We start from the raw sequence: 17125 nt of genomic DNA, 5'->3' as shown, positions 1-17125 counted from the left end.
TTCGAAAAAAAAAGGGAGCTGTGACACGACTTTTGTCACAGTCCCCTTTTTTGCAAACAAACAGTGTTTAAGAGACAACCTCTCCACTAAACGGTGTTCATTCAGCTGACTCTCGGTATTTGCTCAAAAAACGATAAAATTTGAAAAGCTATTTTCTCTTTTGTTTCTCTAATACTCGGATCAGAACGCTGATTTCACATTCTCTTTTTCTTACATCTTATCTGGTGCATGAAGTCCTAGCAAACGAAGGTCTTCTTTCAATAATACAGTCACTGCATAAACTAGAGCTAAGCGTGCTTCTTTTTGTTCATCATCAGCTAAAATCTTCGTATGAGCATAGTATTTGTTGAATGCTTGTGCTAATTTGATTGCATGTTTCGCAATCACTGACGGTTCGTATTTTTCCCCAGCAGACAAGACCGTTTCAGGGTATTTTTGAACTAATTTAACCACTTCCCAGCTGGTATCGTCATTCAATGCATAGTCTGCTGTTTCTGAAGGGACAAATCCTGCTTTTTCCAACAGGCTGACTGCACGAGCATGTGTATATTGCACATAAGGTCCAGTTTCTCCTTCAAATCGAACAACTTCTTCCAGGTTAAAGTCAAATGTATTCAGTCGATCGTTTTTCAAATCGTGGAAAATGACTGCCCCAACCCCAACTTGTTTAGCTACAGCATCTTTGTTTTCCAAATCAGGGTTTTTCTCGCTGATTTGTTCTTTAGCAGATTGGATTGCTTCATTTAATACTTCTTCTAATAAGACGATCTTTCCTTTACGAGTTGATAATTTTTTACCACCTTGTGTGATCAAACCAAATGGAATATGGTGCATGTCGTCAGACCAGTCAAAGCCCATTTCCTTCAAGACAGCTTTCAACTGTTTAAAATGATAGCTTTGTTCATTCCCTACTACATATAGAGATTGTTTAAAGTCGTAAGTACGTTTACGGTACAATGCAGCAGCTAAGTCACGTGTAATGTATAGTGTCGCACCGTCTGACTTCTTAATCAACGCTGGATTCAGGTCATAAGCAGATAGGTCAACGATCTCTGCACCTTTATCCTCGTTCAGCAAATGTTTTTCTTCTAAAAGTTTGACGATTTCATCCATCTTGTCATTGTAGAAAGCTTCACCGTTCAACGAATCGAAACGTACTTCCAGCAGATCATAGATTTTATTGAATTCTTTCATCGATTCATCACGGAACCATTGCCATAATTGAATAGCCTCTTCATCGCCTTCTTCCAGACGTTTGAACCAAGCACGAGCTTCTTCATTTAATTCTGGTTCTGTTTCAGCTACTTCATGGAATTGGACATATAAACGAAGCAATTCATTGATTGGTTCTGCTTTAACAGCTTCTTCTGTACCCCATTTTTTGTAAGCGACGATCAGTTTTCCAAACTGTGTTCCCCAGTCACCTAAATGGTTGATGCGGATTGGCTGATAACCGATTTTTTCCATAATGAAACCGATCGAATTACCGATAACTGTCGAACGCAAATGTCCCATTGAGATTGGTTTGGCAATATTAGGAGAAGACATGTCGATTGGTACTGTTCCTTGATTCCCGATATTGCTATCCCCATAATGTTCTTTTTCTTTCACTACTGTTTGCAAAACTTTTTTGCTGATAAGTTCTTTATTCATGAAAAAGTTCAAGTAAGGTCCGACAACTTCGATTTTTTCAAAGTTGGCAGAATCGATTTTTTCTGCTAAATCTGCAGCGATTTGCTGTGGCGCTTTTCGGTAAACTTTTGCTAATGAAAAGGCTGGAAATGCAACATCTCCGTGTTCAGCTGATTTTGGATTTTCTAGTAATTGTTCGACTTGTTCCAGTGTTAAATCATCTTTGACAGCGTCATAGACAGCTTTTGCGACAAGATCTTTATTATTCATCTTTATTCCTCCTAAAGTGCTCCCTTGATTGTTAAACAAAAAAAATCTCTAGCGACGGCATACTTAGTATGCCATCACTAGAGACGAGATTTCCCGCGGTACCACTCCAATTGTCCTAAAAAAGGACCAGCTCCATCTGATATCGGTAGACGACCGTCTGTTTAAAACAGAATTCTCCAAGTGCGCTTCGTTGTATCTTCTTCATTCGGCTTCCACCATTTCCGAATTCGCTAGCCAAGAATGATACAAGTACTCTCTTGTTCAACAAATCTTAGTCTTATTAAACTTTCTTGAATTATATCAGAAAAAAAAACGAAAGGCTAGTCGTTTCTGATAAAAAAACAATCCAGATGGCCTAAAGGAGAAGAAATACCACCTGGATAGCTATAAATCATTTCGTAAATACGAAAGACTTAACAAATTAATCAGCTACGATAATCGTTCCTTCTTCAGAAGCTAAAAGATTCTCGATATTTTCTAAAGAAGTGATGATTGCCTTAGCGTTTGGTTTTGCTTCAACAAATGCAATAGCTGCCTCTACTTTCGGAAGCATGCTTCCTGGAGCAAATTGCTTTTCATCAATGTATTGTTTCATTTCTGAAACAGTAACAGTTTCTAATTTCTTTTGATCTGGTTTTTGGTAATTGACATACACATTGTCTACTCCTGTCAATACGATCAGCAAATCCGCATCGATGATTTCGGCTAATTTTTCTGAAGCAAAATCTTTATCGATTACGGCTTCTCGTCCTTCTAATCCAGTAGCTGTTTCTACAACAGGAATCCCACCGCCACCAACAGAAACTGTGATAACTCCTTGATCGACCAGCGTTTCGATGACACGTGCTTCTTTAATCGAGATGGGTTTAGGGGAAGCGACTACTTTTCTCCATCCACGTCCAGCATCTTCTTTGAATGTCACAGTGGAGTCAGCATTCATTTGTTCTTTGGCTTCTTCTTCCGTGTAGAATGGACCGACTGGTTTACTTGGATTTTTGAATGAAGGATCATTTTCATCCACAATAACTTGAGTGACTAAAGAAACCACATCTTTATCGATCCCTTTTTCCTTCAGTACTTCGCCCATGGCGTTTTGTAACCAGTAACCGATAGATCCTTCTGTCATTGCAACACATGTATCTAAAGGCATTGCCGGTGTTTTCTCAGAATCAGCAGCTTGCTGCTGAATCAATAGGTTACCGACTTGCGGACCATTTCCGTGGGAGATGATCAATTCATCTCCTTGTTCGATAAATTTCACTAAATACTTTGCTGTTTCCATTAACGCTTCTTGTTGGGCTTTTGCACTTGCATCCGTAGACAAGATAGCATTACCCCCTAAAGCGACAACTACTTTTCGTTTGGCCATTTCATTCGTCCTTTCTTCAGTTCTACCGAATTTTCTAGATAACAAAACGAGCCAGCGTTTTGTGATTTTCCCTCAATGCTGACTCGTTTTTTCGTGAGATGAATGTGGTTATGCTTAAACGCGAGGGATAAACAAGTTACCTAATGTTGCTGCCATGATCGCTTTGATTGAGTGCATACGATTTTCTGCTTGGTCAAATTGACGAGCATATTTGCTGCGGAAGACTTCATCTGTTACTTCCATTTCAGTGATGCCAAAGCGTTCTTTCATTTGTTCACCGTAAACAGTGTTTGTATCATGGAAAGCTGGCAAGCAGTGCAAGAAGATCAAACGATCTGTGTTGTGTGTTTTTTCTACCATTTCCATATTGATTTGGTAAGGTTTCAACAATTTGATACGTTCTTCGAATTTATCTTCTTCACCCATTGATACCCATACATCAGAATAAAGGACGTCTGCTCCGTCTACACCTTTATCAACATCGTCGGTAATCATCAATTGTGCACCGGATTTTTCAGCAAAGCCTTCTGCCATTTTGACGATTTCTTCTTCAGGTTGTAATTCTTTTGGTGCAACGATACGCATATTCGCTCCTAAAATTGCACCTGTGACTAATAAAGAGTTAGCCATATTGTTTCGACCATCTCCGCAGTAAGCAACAGTGATACCTTCTACTGTTCCAAAGTTTTCTTGGATAGTTAAAAAGTCAGCGATCATTTGTGTTGGATGCCATTCATCAGTCAAGCCATTCCAAACTGGAACACCAGAGAATTCTGCTAATTCCTCTACCATTTTTTGACTGAATCCACGGAATTCGATTCCGTCAAACATACGTCCTAGTACTTTAGCTGTATCTTCTGTGGATTCTTTTTTACCTAATTGGATATCATTTGCACCTAAATATTCAGGATGTGCACCTAGATCGATCGCTGCAGTAGTAAATGCAGAACGAGTACGTGTAGATGTTTTTTCAAATAAAAGCGCAATATTTTTTCCTTCTAGATAGTGATGTGGGATACCACGTTTTTTCAAGTCTTTCAAGTGTTCTGAAAAATCGATCAAATATTGTAATTCTTCTTTTGTAAAGTCTTTTTCTGCTAATAAGCTTCTTCCTTGGAATACTGATTCTTTCATATTAAACATTCTCCTTTAGATTGTTTTTATTTAAGATTAAAGAGGAAATCCCGACGGCAGCTGACAGTAAGACCGCCGTCAGGAAACAAATTACTTCAAGTCTTCACGGACAAGTGGTTGGCTCATGCAGCGTGGACCACCACGGCCTCGTGACAATTCACTTGAATTGATTTCTAACACTTTGATGCCATAGCTACGAAGCAATTCGTTCGATACATAATTTCGGTTATAAGTGACTACAACACCTGGAGCGATTGCCAATGTGTTTGATCCATCATTCCATTGTTCTCGAGGTGCAACGATCTCATCTCCATTACCAGTTGGGATCAGTACAAGATCATCTAATCCAAGAGCAGCTTTCATCGTTTCGTGTAAGTTATCTGAATGAGTAATCTTGATATCATCACCATCTGGTTCGATTGTAAAGACATCCATCTTACCGTCTTTACTTTGAATTGCTGGATGGATAGTGAATTTATCGTGATCTACCATTGTAAATACGGTATCCAAATGCATCATTGCACGGTTGTTTGGAATTTTGATTGCTAACACTTTTTCAAATCCTGAATTTTTTGCGAATAGGTGGCGTGCTAATTTTTCTAAAGCTTTCGCATTAGTTCGTTGAGAAATCCCAACAGCTACTACTTTATCGCTTAAGATCAATTCGTCTCCGCCTTCGATATGATCTGGATTTTCACGATCCAACCATACTTCGATTCCTTTATTTGCAAATCTTGGATGATGTTTCAAAATATATTCTGTAAACATCGATTCACGACGACGTGCTTCAAAAGTCATCTTATTGACTGTCATCCCATTTCCCATTGATGCGGAAGGGTCGCGTGTAAAGTACAAGTTTGGCATTGGGTCCATGTAAAATGGATAGTCATCGTCTGCTGACAGATCGTATAGACTGCTAGAACGTACTTCGATATCTTTTGTACGAACCCCAGCCATGATTTTATCTACCATTTCTTGCGTTTCCATTGATAGAAGGAACTCATGAAGACCCTCTCTTACAGCATTCGATGCAATATGAGATTCATCCAACATTTTATTCAAGAATTGTTCTTTGACATTGCCTGCGTCAATCGCTTCTGCCGCTAATTTTTCCAAGTAAAGAGTCTCGACGCCTTCATTTTGCAATGTCTTTGCAAAGTTGTCATGTTCTTCTTGAGCAATCGGAAGATATGGAATATCATCGAACAACAGACGATCCATAATATCTGGTGTCAAATTTTCCACTTCTTGTCCAGGCCTTTTCAGTAAAACTGTCTTTAATTTCCCTATTTCTGAGAAAACGTGAATAGGTTTATCCATGTTGTGTTGCCTCCTTCTTTTTGATTACATGTATAGGATATCCTCCTTTTGTAATCACTTTCATAATTTTGTCTCATTCAAAATGAGACATTCCTCACATTAATATTCGATAATTAAATAATTAAACGTTTTTCTATTTTTAAGCGTAATTTATTCATTTTTTATTCTGTATACACTTTCAAAAAAATATTTATTCATTGAAAAAATTTTTTTGAATAAATTAAAAAAATAAATTATATTAGCGTTGTTAGCGTTTACTATATGTATTATTGTTGTTTTTTATACACAAATCATTCGCTTCAAAACAAATTATTCAATACCATTGTATATTTTTTACATAATAACAAATTATATTTGTAAAGTATTAAAACTTGTTTCTAATGTTGGTATTTTAAAACTTTACAAATTCTTTAAAAAAAGTGACAATAAATATAGTGAACAATAAGGAGAGGACTTTTTAATGCGTGTTAATAAAATCGATTTTCACTTTTCAAAACTCAGATATCAACCTGATTTTGAACATTTCTCGGATGAAGAGTTCCAACAGATCAAGGAACATACTGTTCTTCGTTCTTATAAAAAAGGACAGATCCTTTTCGACGATGGTGATCCCAGACAACGGTTGTATATCTTGACCAAAGGACTCGTTCGTTTAGAACGTTATGATGAAAGTGCAACTTATTACTACTATGACTATGTGAATACAAATAACCTTTTTCCTATGTCAGGAATGTTTGGAGAAGAGACCTACACTTATACAGCTCAAGCGATGACTGATATTGAAACATTCTACCTTCCTGTTTCCTACTATGAAAAATTAGCACGAAAAAATCCCGAACAGTTGATCTATATGATACAAAAAATTTCTAAAGTAGTTGAAATACATGAATTGCGTATCCAAATCGGATTGACCTCTAGCGCCTTTGACCGGGTAAAACAAAATTTATTCATTTTGAAAGAAGAATTGGGCGTACCAACAAAAGATGGTCATATCACCATTCCTTATCCGATCACCTTAAAAGAATTAGCAGTGAATAGCGGCACGACACGTGAAACTGCTGGACAAGTAATCAAACAACTACGTGATTCCGGACTGTTAGATTATGACAAAAAGCGTTTTACTTTCTGTAAGACAGCTACTACTCCAGCTATGAGAGAATAACGCGAACAAAAATAAGCAGTGACCCTGATATTTATCAGGGTCACTGCTTATTTTCCTCCCTAAAACTTCTGAAAGATCCGGCAGTTTTAGATAACTGGGCAAGACTCAAAGATTTTCTATGTGTGTTTCAGTTATGTAATATTCACTGTTTGCAAAAAATACTGATAGATTAACTAGAGGAAGCGTCTTGTCCTCATCCGACCTAGATTATTCGATATTCCTCGACAATAAACGATTAATCAGTGAGGGCAATCAGAGGAACGGATAATGATGAATAAGCTGTAAAAAATAGCAAAATAACAATAATGATTAAAAGTATGTAAAAAATAGGGCTTTGACAAAAGCGTGTCACAGCCCTTATTTCGATTAAACGGTGTGTACCTGTCAACTCTTCGGTCACAAGTCATAATGTTCATAAACATGAGGAGCTGTTTTTTGAAATTGTTCCTTGTGAATCAGAGTTAAACGACAGGCTTACGAACTCTTGATTAAACGGCGTTCAAAAGCTTGCATACGCGGTAACAAGAACAGCCAGGTCAAAAACATGAGAAGCCGTTTTTTCTGGGCTGTTCTTATTACTTGATGCAGGGCAGATTTTTCACAACCTCTTTATTCAGATAAAACCAAGCTTGGATCAGCATTCAACTGATAGCTAGCAAAATTTCTTTTTTGCATTTCCACATGTGCTGCTGCTCCAATCATTGCAGCATTATCTCCACAAAGTCGAAGAGGGGGAATCACTAGTTCTACCTCAGGGAGTTTAGTTGCCAAAGCATCCTGCAATCCTTTACGCAACCCTTGATTGGCCGCTACACCTCCAGCTACAATCAGTTGCTTGACTGGATAATTTTGACAAGCTCGAAGTGTTTTAGTAATCAATACATCGATCACACTTGCTTGAAAACTAGCTGCTAAATCATTTTTGTCTAGATCTTCTCCACGCTGTTGTGCATTATGCACCAAATTGATAAATGCACTTTTTAATCCGCTAAAACTGAAATCATAATTATCTTCATGGATCATCGCTCGTGGAAAATGGTAATTATCTTTTCCCTGATGAGCTAGCTGATCGATTTCTTTTCCGCTTGGGTAAGAAAGACCTAATACTCTTCCAACTTTGTCATAAGCTTCTCCTGCTGCGTCATCTCTTGTCTCCCCAATGATTTCATATGATCCATCTTCTTGCATATAGACTAATTCTGTATGTCCTCCGCTAACAAGAAGTGCCATCAATGGAAACTGGAATGGTTTAACCAGACGGGCTGCATAGATATGCCCTGCCATATGGTTTACAGGAATAAGCGGCAATTGATGTGCCCAAGCAAAAGCCTTAGCTGCAGAAATACCAATCAGCAACGAGCCGACAAGTCCTGGTCCATAAGTGACAGCGACTGCCGATAAATCTTCTGCCGACACACCAGCTTCTACCAGTGCATCTTCCAAGCATAAGGTGATTTGTTCAACGTGATGGCGGCTAGCTACTTCAGGAACTACGCCACCAAAACGTTTATGACTGTTTATTTGAGAAGCAACGATGTTAGATAAGATCTCTGTTCCATTTCTAACGACCGCTACACTCGTTTCATCACAACTTGATTCAATCGCCAGAATCAATTCTTCATTCATTTCATCGTCTCCGTTTTTAACTTTCTGCTCATAATGATCGCATCTTCCGTCGGATTGCGATAATATGATTTCCGTTTACCTAATATACGAAACTTTTCTGATTCATAAAGTTTTCTTGCTGCTTCATTAGATAGACGTACTTCTAAAAAAACATGCAGCGAATCTTTTATTTGTTCCGTAATCAGTAATTGTAGCAAATGCCGTGCATGCCCTTTTCCTTGTTCTGAAACTGCAACAGCAATATTTGTGATCTCGACTTCATCTATTACTTTCGAGTATCCAATAAAGCCACAGATCTGGTTATCTTCAACTAAAAGCAGATAATCAGAGTGAGGCTGTTGGATGTCTGCCAAAAACTGCATTTTCGTCCAAGGTGAACCATGTGGATAAGCATTTTCGCTAATCACCCATACGTATTCTGCCAAGTACGCTTCATCAAAATCTTTTTTTCTGCAAATCAACTAATCTCACTCATTTTCTAAAAGTTTTATCATATCCAATGCATCTTCTTTTGTTTCAGTGTAATATCTTTTTTTGATCGTTGTTGCTTGAAAACCTAACTTCCGATAAAGTCTTTGTGCATCTTGATTACTCATACGCACTTCTAATGACATCGTCTCACAGCGATTCATTATAGCAAAGTTCTCGATTTCGTCAATAAGCAGCGAACCGATTCGTTTACGCTGATATGCCGGTCGAACGGCAATATTCGTGATATGGCAATCTAAACCGAACGCTCTTGAACCGATAAACCCAATCATTCTTCCATTATCAAAGATACCTAGATATAGATGAGGAAGCGGTGACTTCAATTCTGATATAAAGGCACTTTTTGTCCATGGCAATTCGCCATTATAGACTTCTCGTTCGACATCCAGCAGCTCTTTGATATCTTCTGTAGTCAATTCTCTTAGTACGTAACGACGATCGATTTGTTCGATTGTTTTTTCTGTATAAATCATTTTATCTTGAAAAAAGCTTCTGGCATACGCTCTAAATTTTTTCAACATAACTTTCGTCTCCAGGTGTGTGCGTCTCCAACCATTTTTCTTCTGCTTCTACCCGTTTTAAATAGCGAGGAAGAAAAGCTTGTTTCTCTGCAACTGGTTCAGCTAAAGCACCTAATTGAGCCACAGTTACACCACTTGGAATATCCCATGCTGGAACTGTATTAATCATTGCACTAGGCAATATTTCCTTTATTTCAGAGAAGAATTTGTGACAATCACTCCCGACGAAATAAATAGCTTCATTCAGCTTTTGTAGTTGTGTGAACAAATCAGAAGCAGAAATATGTACATCTTCAAGTACAGTTTCTAATCTATTTTCTTTCCAGCGGTATGCCCCAGCGTATACATTTTTTCTTCGAGCATCAAACATGGGCACAATAATATTATCCATACCGATGCAATTAGCCGCGATGGTTTTCAGACTAGATACTCCTACTAGCTCTTTATCTAATGTATAAGCAATCGTTTTTGCTGTCGTTACACCTATACGAAGCCCTGTATAAGAACCGGGACCATCAGAAACCGCGATTCGGTCAATGTCTTTTGGACTTATTTGAAGATCTGCAAACAATTGGTCGATTGCAGGCATCAGTGTTACACTGTGGTTGCGTTTGATATTTGTTTGTATTTGTCCAAGAATTTGTTCGTCTTCTACCACACCGATCGCCAAAGTTTGGTTTGCAGTATCTATTCCTAATGTAATCATATATTTGATCCTTTCTGCTATGACATTCTCGCCTTCCATTGTAGCATACTTTTTTATTCTGAGGATGAAAATACCAAAGGCAAAACTAGTACAATGATACATGATTTTCTGCTGGCGGGCAAATTTTGCCCTTCCTGAAACACAAAAAAGCTGCGGTATCACTCCATTTCCCCACAGCTTTTCCATCTTTTATTTCGTTGATTCTCGAATAATCAACTCTGTTTCCACAATAATCTTTCTTGAAACCGGTGCTTTGGAATTACTTAATTGAAGAATCGTCTCCACTGCTAGCTCTCCCATCCATTCGGTATAAACTTTTACAGTAGAAAGAGAGGGCGTTACATATTTCGCTACACTGACATCATTGAAGCCCATCACAGAAATATCTTCTGGTACCACTAAACCTTTTTCTTGAATCGCTTTCAGTGCGCCAATCGCTAATGCATCATTAGCTGCAAAAAGCGCATCAGGAACATGCGGATTCGTTTTTAAATACTGCTTAACTGCTTGATATCCTGACTCGACAGAAAAATCTGCTTCGATAATTGGACCTTCGTCGTAGCCTTTTTCTGCCAAAACTTGTTGAAATGCCATAATTCTGGGATCTTTTAGCCGCTGATGGTTTTTCTTCGTATATTCTGTTCCAGCAAGCATAGCGATATGTTGCGCTTTATGGGAGACAAAGTGTTCAATGACTTTTTGAACACTTGACTTAAAGTCGACAACTAGAGAGTCGATTCCTTGAGAAGTGCCGTCAGAATCTACCAAAAGCAAGGCATTTTGGGATCCTTTCATTTCTAATAATTGAGCTTCGTCGAATTTTCCTAGTGCGATCGTTCCATCTGCCGGAAGATCACTAATGGAATCCCACGTTTCTTTCAATAAAGTAACGTTTGCTTCTTCTGCCTTTTTTTCGATTCCTAGGCGAATAGATAAATAATAAAGATCTTCAAGCTCTTCCGTATCGTCGTACCACTGGATCAGGCGAAGCGTTTGCTTAGTATTTGCTGCATTTTTACGATGTTTCGTATAATTTAAGCGTTCTGCTGCTTCAAAAATTTTTTGCTTTGTGGCTAAGCCAACGGAAAGATCAGGATCATAGTTGAGAACTCTTGAAACAGTAGCAGGAGAAACTCCTGCCAACTGCGCAATGTCTTTAATTGTTGCCATTTGTCTCTCCTCCTTTTTACGTTTATAAAATTGCAGTAAATCGTTCAAACGCTGCCTGTCCTTTTTCATCTCGCTTGAATACTCCAGCGTCTTCCAGTACACGTGCAAAAACCTGACCTACAGATTTTTGTACGACATCGGTGACCGTATCTTTCGTCAAATCAGGATGTTCTTTTTTTAATTGTTCTGCCCACGGACGATGATATTCAGCCATCTGGTTTTCTTCTCCTAATAAGAAATGCTCTACTTCTACTAGTTCTGGTTTCAAACGAGGTGGTAAAACAGCAAGCCCCATTACTTCGATCAACCCAATGTTCTCCTTTTTGATATGTTGGACATCTTTATGTGGATGAAAAATCCCATCAGGATGTTCTTCTGAAACATTGTTGTCTCGAAGGACAAGGTCCAACTCAAAGTAATTGTCCCTTCTTCGTGCAATTGGCGTAATCGTATGGTGTGGTGTACCATCTGCTGAAAAAGCTCTGATAGATACTGTTTCATCCGAATATGCTTTCCACTTTTCCAATACTGAGTTAGCTGCTTCAATCAGCAAGTTTTTCTCTGTTGATTGCAAACGGATCACAGACATCGGCCATTTCACGACTCCTGCGATGACTTGCGGATAATCTTCTAGTTTGATAAGTTTTTCTATCGGTGCTTTTGCCATAGGAAATTCATGACGTCCTGCCTGATAATGATCATGAGAAAGAATCGATCCTCCAACAATCGGCAAGTCAGCATTCGAACCAACAAAGTAATGAGGCAAGACTTCAGTAATCCGAAGCAGTCTAGCAAATGTTTCCTTTGTGATTTTCATCGGGCGGTGTTGTTCTGATAAAATGATCGAATGTTCATTGTAATAAGCATAAGGGGAATATTGGAATCCCCAGCTTTCACCGTCTAGATTCATTCGAATAATCCGGTGATTGGTGCGGGCTGGATAGTTCAAGCGACCTCTATATCCTTCGTTTTCCATGCAAAGCATGCAGGTAGGATAGTCTACTTTTACCGCCTCGCGTTCTGCTGCGATTTGTTTTGGATCTTTTTCTGGCTTAGATAAATTGATTGTGATTTCCAGTTCACCATACTCCGACTCTGCCGGAAATTTGATGTTTTTTGCGATGGCTCTTGTTTTGATGTAGTCATTTTTCTTACTTAAATTAAAGAAATACTCAGTTGCTTCCTCTGGGCTTTTCGAATAGTGCTGTGCAAAGAATGCATTGACGACTGAAGGTGGCGGTGTGAGAAAATCCATTAATTGCGCTTCAAAAATCTCTTGTTCTGCTGGCAATTCTGAAAGAACACCATTTTCTCTTGCCTTAGCGACAAGCTGATCCAATAAGTCTACAGATTCTTCCTTAACTGGTCTTACTTCAATGCTTTCTAGAGCATCTTCTCCTACCATCCCTAAAAGACGATTCTGTAAATATAAGCGGTCCATTTCCATCCATCCGCCAGCTTCGATCGCAAGTGTGGCAAAATCACAAATCGTTTGACTGATTGACATATCTCATTCCCCTATTCTTCATAACCATTTGGATGGCTGACATGCCAATCCCATGCTGTTTTGATAATTGCTTTGATATCTGTGTATTCAGGTTTCCAGCCCAGAATCTCTCTCGCTTTTTCACTTGAAGCGACTAATCGGCTAGGATCTCCAGCTCTTCTTGGTGCTATTTCTGCTGGAATTTCTTTTCCTGTCACTTCTCTAGCTGCTTCTAGCATTTCCTTGACTGAGTATCCTTTGCTGCTGCCTAAATTGAAGAAGTTGCTTTCATTTCCTTCTTTCATGTATTCCAAAGCTAAAATATGTGCAGCAATCAAATCTTCTACTTGAACATAATCTCTGATACATGTTCCATCTGGTGTATCATAATCGTCTCCATAAACAGCCAAGGCTTTTCTTTGACCAAGAGCTACTTGTAAAATGATTGGGACAAGATGCGTTTCTGGTGTATGATCTTCTCCGATAGATGCATCTGCTTTTGCTCCGGCTACATTGAAGTAGCGCAAAGCGACATAGCGCATGCCATATGCTTGGTCACACCACTTCATCATTTTTTCCATCATCAATTTACTTTCACCATACGGATTTTTAGGATTAGCTGGTGTATCTTCTGTGATTGGAGACTCTTTTGGTTCTCCGTAAGTTGCTGCAGTAGAAGAGAACACGATTTTATTCACATTGAACTCGTGCATGACTTCAAGTAAGATTTGCATACCGTATACGTTGTTGTTGAAATACATCAATGGTTTTTCGACAGATTCTCCTACTAAAGAGCTTGCAGCAAAATGGATTACTCCTTCAATCGGTTCCTTTTCAAATACGGAACGTAGAAATTCTTTATCCCGGATGTCTCCTTCATAAAAATGAGCATCTGGATGTACTGCTTGTTTGTGACCTGTGAGCAAATTATCTACCACAGCTACTTGATACCCCTTTTGAACTAGCTGGTCTACAGCGTGCGAACCGATATAACCGGCTCCGCCTAGTACTAAAATTGTCATAAAAAACACTCCTTTGATTAGTAAAATTGTGTTTGTTGATTCTATATAATTTAAAAAAACGAAGTTTACTTTTATGGTGAAAACAAACAAAGTAAAATTTCGTAAATTCATATGGTAAATTTATAATAAAACATTTAGTAAACATTTTCAAGGATTTTTTGCAAAGGTTTACAAACAAACGTAAAACTAGCCTTTTTTTCTCTTTTGTTCCATAATAGATATAACAAATAATAAATGAGGTGGATTCAATGAAAAAATTTGTATCTGGAATATTAGTAGGAAGTCTGGCAACAGCCGCTGCCGTTGCTGGTTTGGTCGCTTCTGTGAAAAAAACAGTGATCGATCCAATTGACGAAAAAGAAGCAATGATCGAAGAAAACCGTAAAAAAGCAATGCGCAAACGCGTTTCTCGTTAATAATTATTTAAAAATACGCATGAAGACTTTTGAAAGAACAGATAAGTCATCATGCGTATTTTTATTTGTCAGTCAATATAAGTTGTGCTATTTTATCTGCCTGTCTCAGATTCCATGGATCTGTATAAGGTCTAGCTACTGCTGCAGTTAGCCAATCCACACCTTCAACAGGTATTCCATAGCAATAAAAGTCAGACTGGATTTCCCCTGAAGCATCAATCACGCGATTCGTACCTCGCTCAACATCTATAGCTTCTGAATGATAACTTCCTGTATTATCTGAAAATGAAAAAGGGCGAACAAGTTTGTTTTCCTTCAAATTTTTTATGACAGGATTACTTGAACGAGAAAAGCTTGTTTGTGGCAATCGAGCTTCAATCAAATAGCGACTGCTGATTTCTTTATCTTGTAGAGAAATAACATAGCGGTTGTGCTTTTGCTGAATATCAAGTGGCGGTTCGATCAAATGAAAAATACCCGCATCTATCAGTGCTGCTAATTCTTTCGTCCGAATGACTGGCGGACCGATCGTTAAAAAGCTATTTAGATGAGTAAACCATCCCCATAGTATTTCTTTGTATTCCTTTGCAGAAAAAACGTGCCATTCAATGGCCTGCCGGATTGGATCACGCCAGTCTTTTAATGCATCAAATGTTGAAGCAAATGCTCCTGTGCAATTGCCTTTTTCCGCTTCTTTTATCTGCCCTTCAATAAATGCTCGGCTAGCTTCTGCAAAGGACTCATCCTGATAGGTAAGAGGAATTTCTAAATACGACCAATCCCATCTATAAGGGATTAGTGCTGGATGCTTTCCGAGACACTCCTCTGAAGAGACGGAGAGAAAATCATGCTCAAAATTTTTCTTTGGAATCGGCAAATGATATTCTTCGATGATTTTCTTGTAATAAAACAACTCAACGTCTTTTTTCAGATAGTCAAAAAATGTTTCGCCAGTCAAAAATCCCGACTGATGCCATTGCTCCAGGTTTTCTTTTGTTAGTAACCGTGGCCATGCCATTGCTCCGCCTTGCTTTTGGTTTCTTCCTCGAGGGTAATAAGGGAGCCCCCTTCTTGATCCACTGTATACAATCGGTTCCTTGCCTGATGGATGATAGACAAGTTTTCCCTTTTCGTTCTCGAAGCGCCCTCCTCTTGATACTGTAAACAATCCGACATAATCAAAAAAACTTAAGCCTAGACCTCTTAAAAAGACATTTTCTTTAGGCGGTATCTTCGAAAGATCGACATCTGCAGGATTAGAAGGAAGCTGATACAGTAAATCATTTTTCTTTGCGTAGTCTACCCACACTCTTTCTTCTTCTGTCTCATCATTTTCCCAGTGACCGCTTGCTAAAACAAGCTGATCGATAGAATAGCTTTGCTGATCTGTCTGTAAAAGATAACCATCTTTTCTTTTGCTGACTTTTTTTACTAAAGAATAAACAAACTGAATAGAAGCTGGAAATTCTTCTTGCAACTTTGAGAAAAACCAGCGTTGATAGAGTCCGTATAAACATCGAGTAGATTGCTGATCTTTTTCCAGACGATTGATTTCTTCTATAATTAGTTGCTTATTTTTGGTTACCGTCTGTTCGATATAATCTGTAGCAGGTCCTTTACTCCATTGAAACAAGTTGGGTCCCTGTGTTACCAATCCTCCACTGGACAATGTTTCATCTGTAAAAAGCGTCACTTGTTGAGAAACAGAATTCATTAATAACTCCGGTGGCTGATTCAACCGCCAAACTCGACCTCCAGGACCATTGGGATCGAAAAGAAAAAGTTCAAGAGAATGTCTGCCCTGATTATTATGGAGAATCCTTTCTGCTACACTTAATCCTCTAGGTCCGGCACCAATGATCCCTATTTTCATTTGCATGCCTCCATTTCGATAAATTTTTTCAATAAAACAGCATGGTTCTGATGTTCATTTTTTGCACCATAAACAAAAGTAATGACTGGATGTTCTTTCATAAGTTGACTGAGTTTAAGAATAGCTTGCTTCTTTTCTTCTTCGAAAATCAATTCTTGCTGGTATTTCTTTGCAAATGAAGCAAATCGTTCTGGTACATGGTCAAAAGTTTTGCGTGCTTCATTACTAGGTGCAATTTCTTTCAACCACAGATCTAACTGCGCTTTTTCTTTTGAAATTCCTCGGGGCCAGAACCTATCCACGAGTATTCTATAGCCATCCTCTTTTTCAGCATCAAGGTAAACACGTTTTAATTTGATCATAGTTGTTTCCTTCTTTCTGCCTTTTCGCTTAGCTTATATATGTAGATAATAGCACAAAATAAAAAAAATGAACGGCACAACTATTCATTGCGCCGTTCATGTGATCTTGGTCAAAATCTAATGATTGATTCGGTTTTTAAAGCTGTCATACAATCATCTGTTTTATACTTTTTTACTTTTGATTTTTCCAGACCATCCGTCATATCCACCCTTAAGTAAATAAATCTCTTGATAACCTGCTTTACGTAATTTATTTGCTGTACGGATGCTCAAACTTTTCTTTTGATCGTAAATATAAACAGGCTGGTCTTTTCGAATAGATCCTAATGAATCTTTCAAAACAGTGTAAGGGATGTTTCTTGCACCTAAAATATGCCCAGCATCAAACACATCTTTTTCGCGAACATCGATTACTTGTGCTTTTCTCATTCCTTCTCGAAATTCTTCTTCTGTCAAAGTCGTTGCTGAACGCTTGGCCATTACTCGTAGATAGACTTCCCAAAAGATGATTGCAAGCACAATCAATAGCAAAATGATATTAATTACCCATAAAACCATGTAATGCCT

16 protein-coding genes and 1 other annotated feature are annotated in these 17125 nt (G+C 38.4%); of the genes, 2 read left to right on the top strand and 14 right to left on the bottom strand.

The window, feature by feature from the left end; all coding sequences use genetic code 11:
- Positions 1 to 210: 210 nt before the first annotated feature.
- From argS to arcA, 4 genes are all read right to left on the bottom strand, one after another.
- Positions 211 to 1902 carry an arginine--tRNA ligase gene (gene argS, locus OS139_RS04505; protein ID WP_002317792.1) on the bottom strand — a complete coding sequence of 564 codons (1692 nt, stop codon included), beginning with the start codon at positions 1900 to 1902 and terminating at the stop codon, positions 211 to 213.
- A 76-nt stretch (positions 1903 to 1978) separates the two neighbouring features.
- Positions 1979 to 2176: a binding site (T-box leader), on the bottom strand.
- Positions 2177 to 2323: 147 nt separating this feature from the next.
- Positions 2324 to 3271: a carbamate kinase gene (gene arcC, locus OS139_RS04500; RefSeq protein WP_002288434.1), complete on the bottom strand. Its 948-nt coding sequence runs from the start codon at positions 3269 to 3271 to the stop codon at positions 2324 to 2326.
- 114 nt (positions 3272 to 3385) lie between these two features.
- Entirely contained in the window at positions 3386 to 4405 is a 1020-nt protein-coding gene (gene argF / locus OS139_RS04495; RefSeq protein ID WP_002288437.1) for an ornithine carbamoyltransferase, read from the bottom strand.
- Positions 4406 to 4495: 90 nt separating this feature from the next.
- Positions 4496 to 5725, bottom strand: coding sequence for an arginine deiminase (gene arcA, locus OS139_RS04490; RefSeq protein ID WP_002288439.1), 1230 nt, complete (start codon positions 5723 to 5725; stop codon positions 4496 to 4498).
- Between the two features lie 460 nt (positions 5726 to 6185).
- Here arcA and OS139_RS04485 point away from each other — a divergent pair, with 460 nt between their 5' ends.
- Positions 6186 to 6887 carry a Crp/Fnr family transcriptional regulator gene (locus OS139_RS04485; protein ID WP_002288442.1) on the top strand — a complete coding sequence of 234 codons (702 nt, stop codon included), beginning with the start codon at positions 6186 to 6188 and terminating at the stop codon, positions 6885 to 6887.
- 609 nt (positions 6888 to 7496) lie between these two features.
- Here OS139_RS04485 and tsaD read toward each other — a convergent pair.
- The 7 genes from tsaD to galE form a co-directional block, all read right to left on the bottom strand.
- Positions 7497 to 8513 carry a tRNA (adenosine(37)-N6)-threonylcarbamoyltransferase complex transferase subunit TsaD gene (tsaD, locus tag OS139_RS04480; protein WP_002306427.1) on the bottom strand — a complete coding sequence of 339 codons (1017 nt, stop codon included), beginning with the start codon at positions 8511 to 8513 and terminating at the stop codon, positions 7497 to 7499.
- A complete protein-coding gene (rimI, locus tag OS139_RS04475) occupies positions 8510 to 8974 on the bottom strand; it encodes a ribosomal protein S18-alanine N-acetyltransferase (protein WP_002331473.1) in 465 nt (154 codons plus the stop codon). Before rimI (OS139_RS04475) ends, tsaD begins: the two co-directional genes overlap by 4 nt.
- Before the next feature lie 6 nt (positions 8975 to 8980).
- Complete coding sequence (gene rimI, locus OS139_RS04470; RefSeq protein ID WP_002293890.1) at positions 8981 to 9523, bottom strand: ribosomal protein S18-alanine N-acetyltransferase; 543 nt, start codon at positions 9521 to 9523, stop codon at positions 8981 to 8983.
- Positions 9507 to 10229, bottom strand: coding sequence for a tRNA (adenosine(37)-N6)-threonylcarbamoyltransferase complex dimerization subunit type 1 TsaB (tsaB, locus tag OS139_RS04465; RefSeq protein ID WP_033655690.1), 723 nt, complete (start codon positions 10227 to 10229; stop codon positions 9507 to 9509). Before tsaB ends, rimI (OS139_RS04470) begins: the two co-directional genes overlap by 17 nt.
- A gap of 189 nt (positions 10230 to 10418) precedes the next feature.
- Positions 10419 to 11399: a LacI family DNA-binding transcriptional regulator gene (locus tag OS139_RS04460; RefSeq protein ID WP_002288449.1), complete on the bottom strand. Its 981-nt coding sequence runs from the start codon at positions 11397 to 11399 to the stop codon at positions 10419 to 10421.
- Between the two features lie 22 nt (positions 11400 to 11421).
- On the bottom strand, positions 11422 to 12906 hold the full coding sequence (gene galT / locus OS139_RS04455) for a UDP-glucose--hexose-1-phosphate uridylyltransferase (protein ID WP_002288451.1): 1485 nt from the start codon (positions 12904 to 12906) through the stop codon (positions 11422 to 11424).
- A gap of 11 nt (positions 12907 to 12917) precedes the next feature.
- Positions 12918 to 13907, bottom strand: a complete 990-nt coding sequence (gene galE, locus OS139_RS04450) for a UDP-glucose 4-epimerase GalE (protein WP_002331476.1) — start codon at positions 13905 to 13907, stop codon at positions 12918 to 12920.
- Positions 13908 to 14155: 248 nt separating this feature from the next.
- Between galE and OS139_RS04445 the strand changes: the two genes are divergently transcribed.
- Positions 14156 to 14323, top strand: coding sequence for a DUF3042 family protein (locus OS139_RS04445; RefSeq protein WP_002288457.1), 168 nt, complete (start codon positions 14156 to 14158; stop codon positions 14321 to 14323).
- A gap of 61 nt (positions 14324 to 14384) precedes the next feature.
- Here the strand turns inward: OS139_RS04445 and OS139_RS04440 are convergent, their stop codons facing one another.
- From OS139_RS04440 to OS139_RS04430, 3 genes are all read right to left on the bottom strand, one after another.
- Positions 14385 to 16196 carry an FAD/NAD(P)-binding protein gene (locus OS139_RS04440; protein WP_002331477.1) on the bottom strand — a complete coding sequence of 604 codons (1812 nt, stop codon included), beginning with the start codon at positions 16194 to 16196 and terminating at the stop codon, positions 14385 to 14387.
- Complete coding sequence (locus tag OS139_RS04435; protein ID WP_002330097.1) at positions 16193 to 16558, bottom strand: DUF488 domain-containing protein; 366 nt, start codon at positions 16556 to 16558, stop codon at positions 16193 to 16195. The genes OS139_RS04440 and OS139_RS04435 overlap by 4 nt, the downstream gene beginning before the upstream one ends.
- Positions 16559 to 16720: 162 nt before the next feature.
- Entirely contained in the window at positions 16721 to 17116 is a 396-nt protein-coding gene (locus tag OS139_RS04430; protein WP_002293900.1) for a rhodanese-like domain-containing protein, read from the bottom strand.
- Between the last annotated feature and the right edge of the window lie 9 nt (positions 17117 to 17125).

The organism is Enterococcus sp. E4-223 (genome assembly GCF_035727065.1).
GTDB lineage: Bacteria > Bacillota > Bacilli > Lactobacillales > Enterococcaceae > Enterococcus_B > Enterococcus_B faecium.
This window is presented reverse-complemented; position numbering and strand designations above follow the sequence as displayed.

What these genes read in the sequence shown, in the direction of transcription:
- OS139_RS04445 (WP_002288457.1), top strand. Translation starts at nt 14,156, where the DNA reads ATGAAAAAATTTGTATCTGGAATATTAGTAGGAAGTCTGGCAACAGCC.
- tsaB (WP_033655690.1), bottom strand. Translation starts at nt 10,229, where the DNA reads ATGATTACATTAGGAATAGATACTGCAAACCAAACTTTGGCGATCGGT.
- OS139_RS04430 (WP_002293900.1), bottom strand. Translation starts at nt 17,116, where the DNA reads ATGGTTTTATGGGTAATTAATATCATTTTGCTATTGATTGTGCTTGCA.
- galE (WP_002331476.1), bottom strand. Translation starts at nt 13,907, where the DNA reads ATGACAATTTTAGTACTAGGCGGAGCCGGTTATATCGGTTCGCACGCT.
- argS (WP_002317792.1), bottom strand. Translation starts at nt 1,902, where the DNA reads ATGAATAATAAAGATCTTGTCGCAAAAGCTGTCTATGACGCTGTCAAA.
- OS139_RS04485 (WP_002288442.1), top strand. Translation starts at nt 6,186, where the DNA reads ATGCGTGTTAATAAAATCGATTTTCACTTTTCAAAACTCAGATATCAA.
- arcC (WP_002288434.1), bottom strand. Translation starts at nt 3,271, where the DNA reads ATGGCCAAACGAAAAGTAGTTGTCGCTTTAGGGGGTAATGCTATCTTG.
- OS139_RS04440 (WP_002331477.1), bottom strand. Translation starts at nt 16,196, where the DNA reads ATGAAAATAGGGATCATTGGTGCCGGACCTAGAGGATTAAGTGTAGCA.
- arcA (WP_002288439.1), bottom strand. Translation starts at nt 5,725, where the DNA reads ATGGATAAACCTATTCACGTTTTCTCAGAAATAGGGAAATTAAAGACA.
- argF (WP_002288437.1), bottom strand. Translation starts at nt 4,405, where the DNA reads ATGAAAGAATCAGTATTCCAAGGAAGAAGCTTATTAGCAGAAAAAGAC.
- rimI (WP_002293890.1), bottom strand. Translation starts at nt 9,523, where the DNA reads ATGTTGAAAAAATTTAGAGCGTATGCCAGAAGCTTTTTTCAAGATAAA.
- OS139_RS04435 (WP_002330097.1), bottom strand. Translation starts at nt 16,558, where the DNA reads ATGATCAAATTAAAACGTGTTTACCTTGATGCTGAAAAAGAGGATGGC.
- OS139_RS04460 (WP_002288449.1), bottom strand. Translation starts at nt 11,399, where the DNA reads ATGGCAACAATTAAAGACATTGCGCAGTTGGCAGGAGTTTCTCCTGCT.
- galT (WP_002288451.1), bottom strand. Translation starts at nt 12,906, where the DNA reads ATGTCAATCAGTCAAACGATTTGTGATTTTGCCACACTTGCGATCGAA.
- tsaD (WP_002306427.1), bottom strand. Translation starts at nt 8,513, where the DNA reads ATGAATGAAGAATTGATTCTGGCGATTGAATCAAGTTGTGATGAAACG.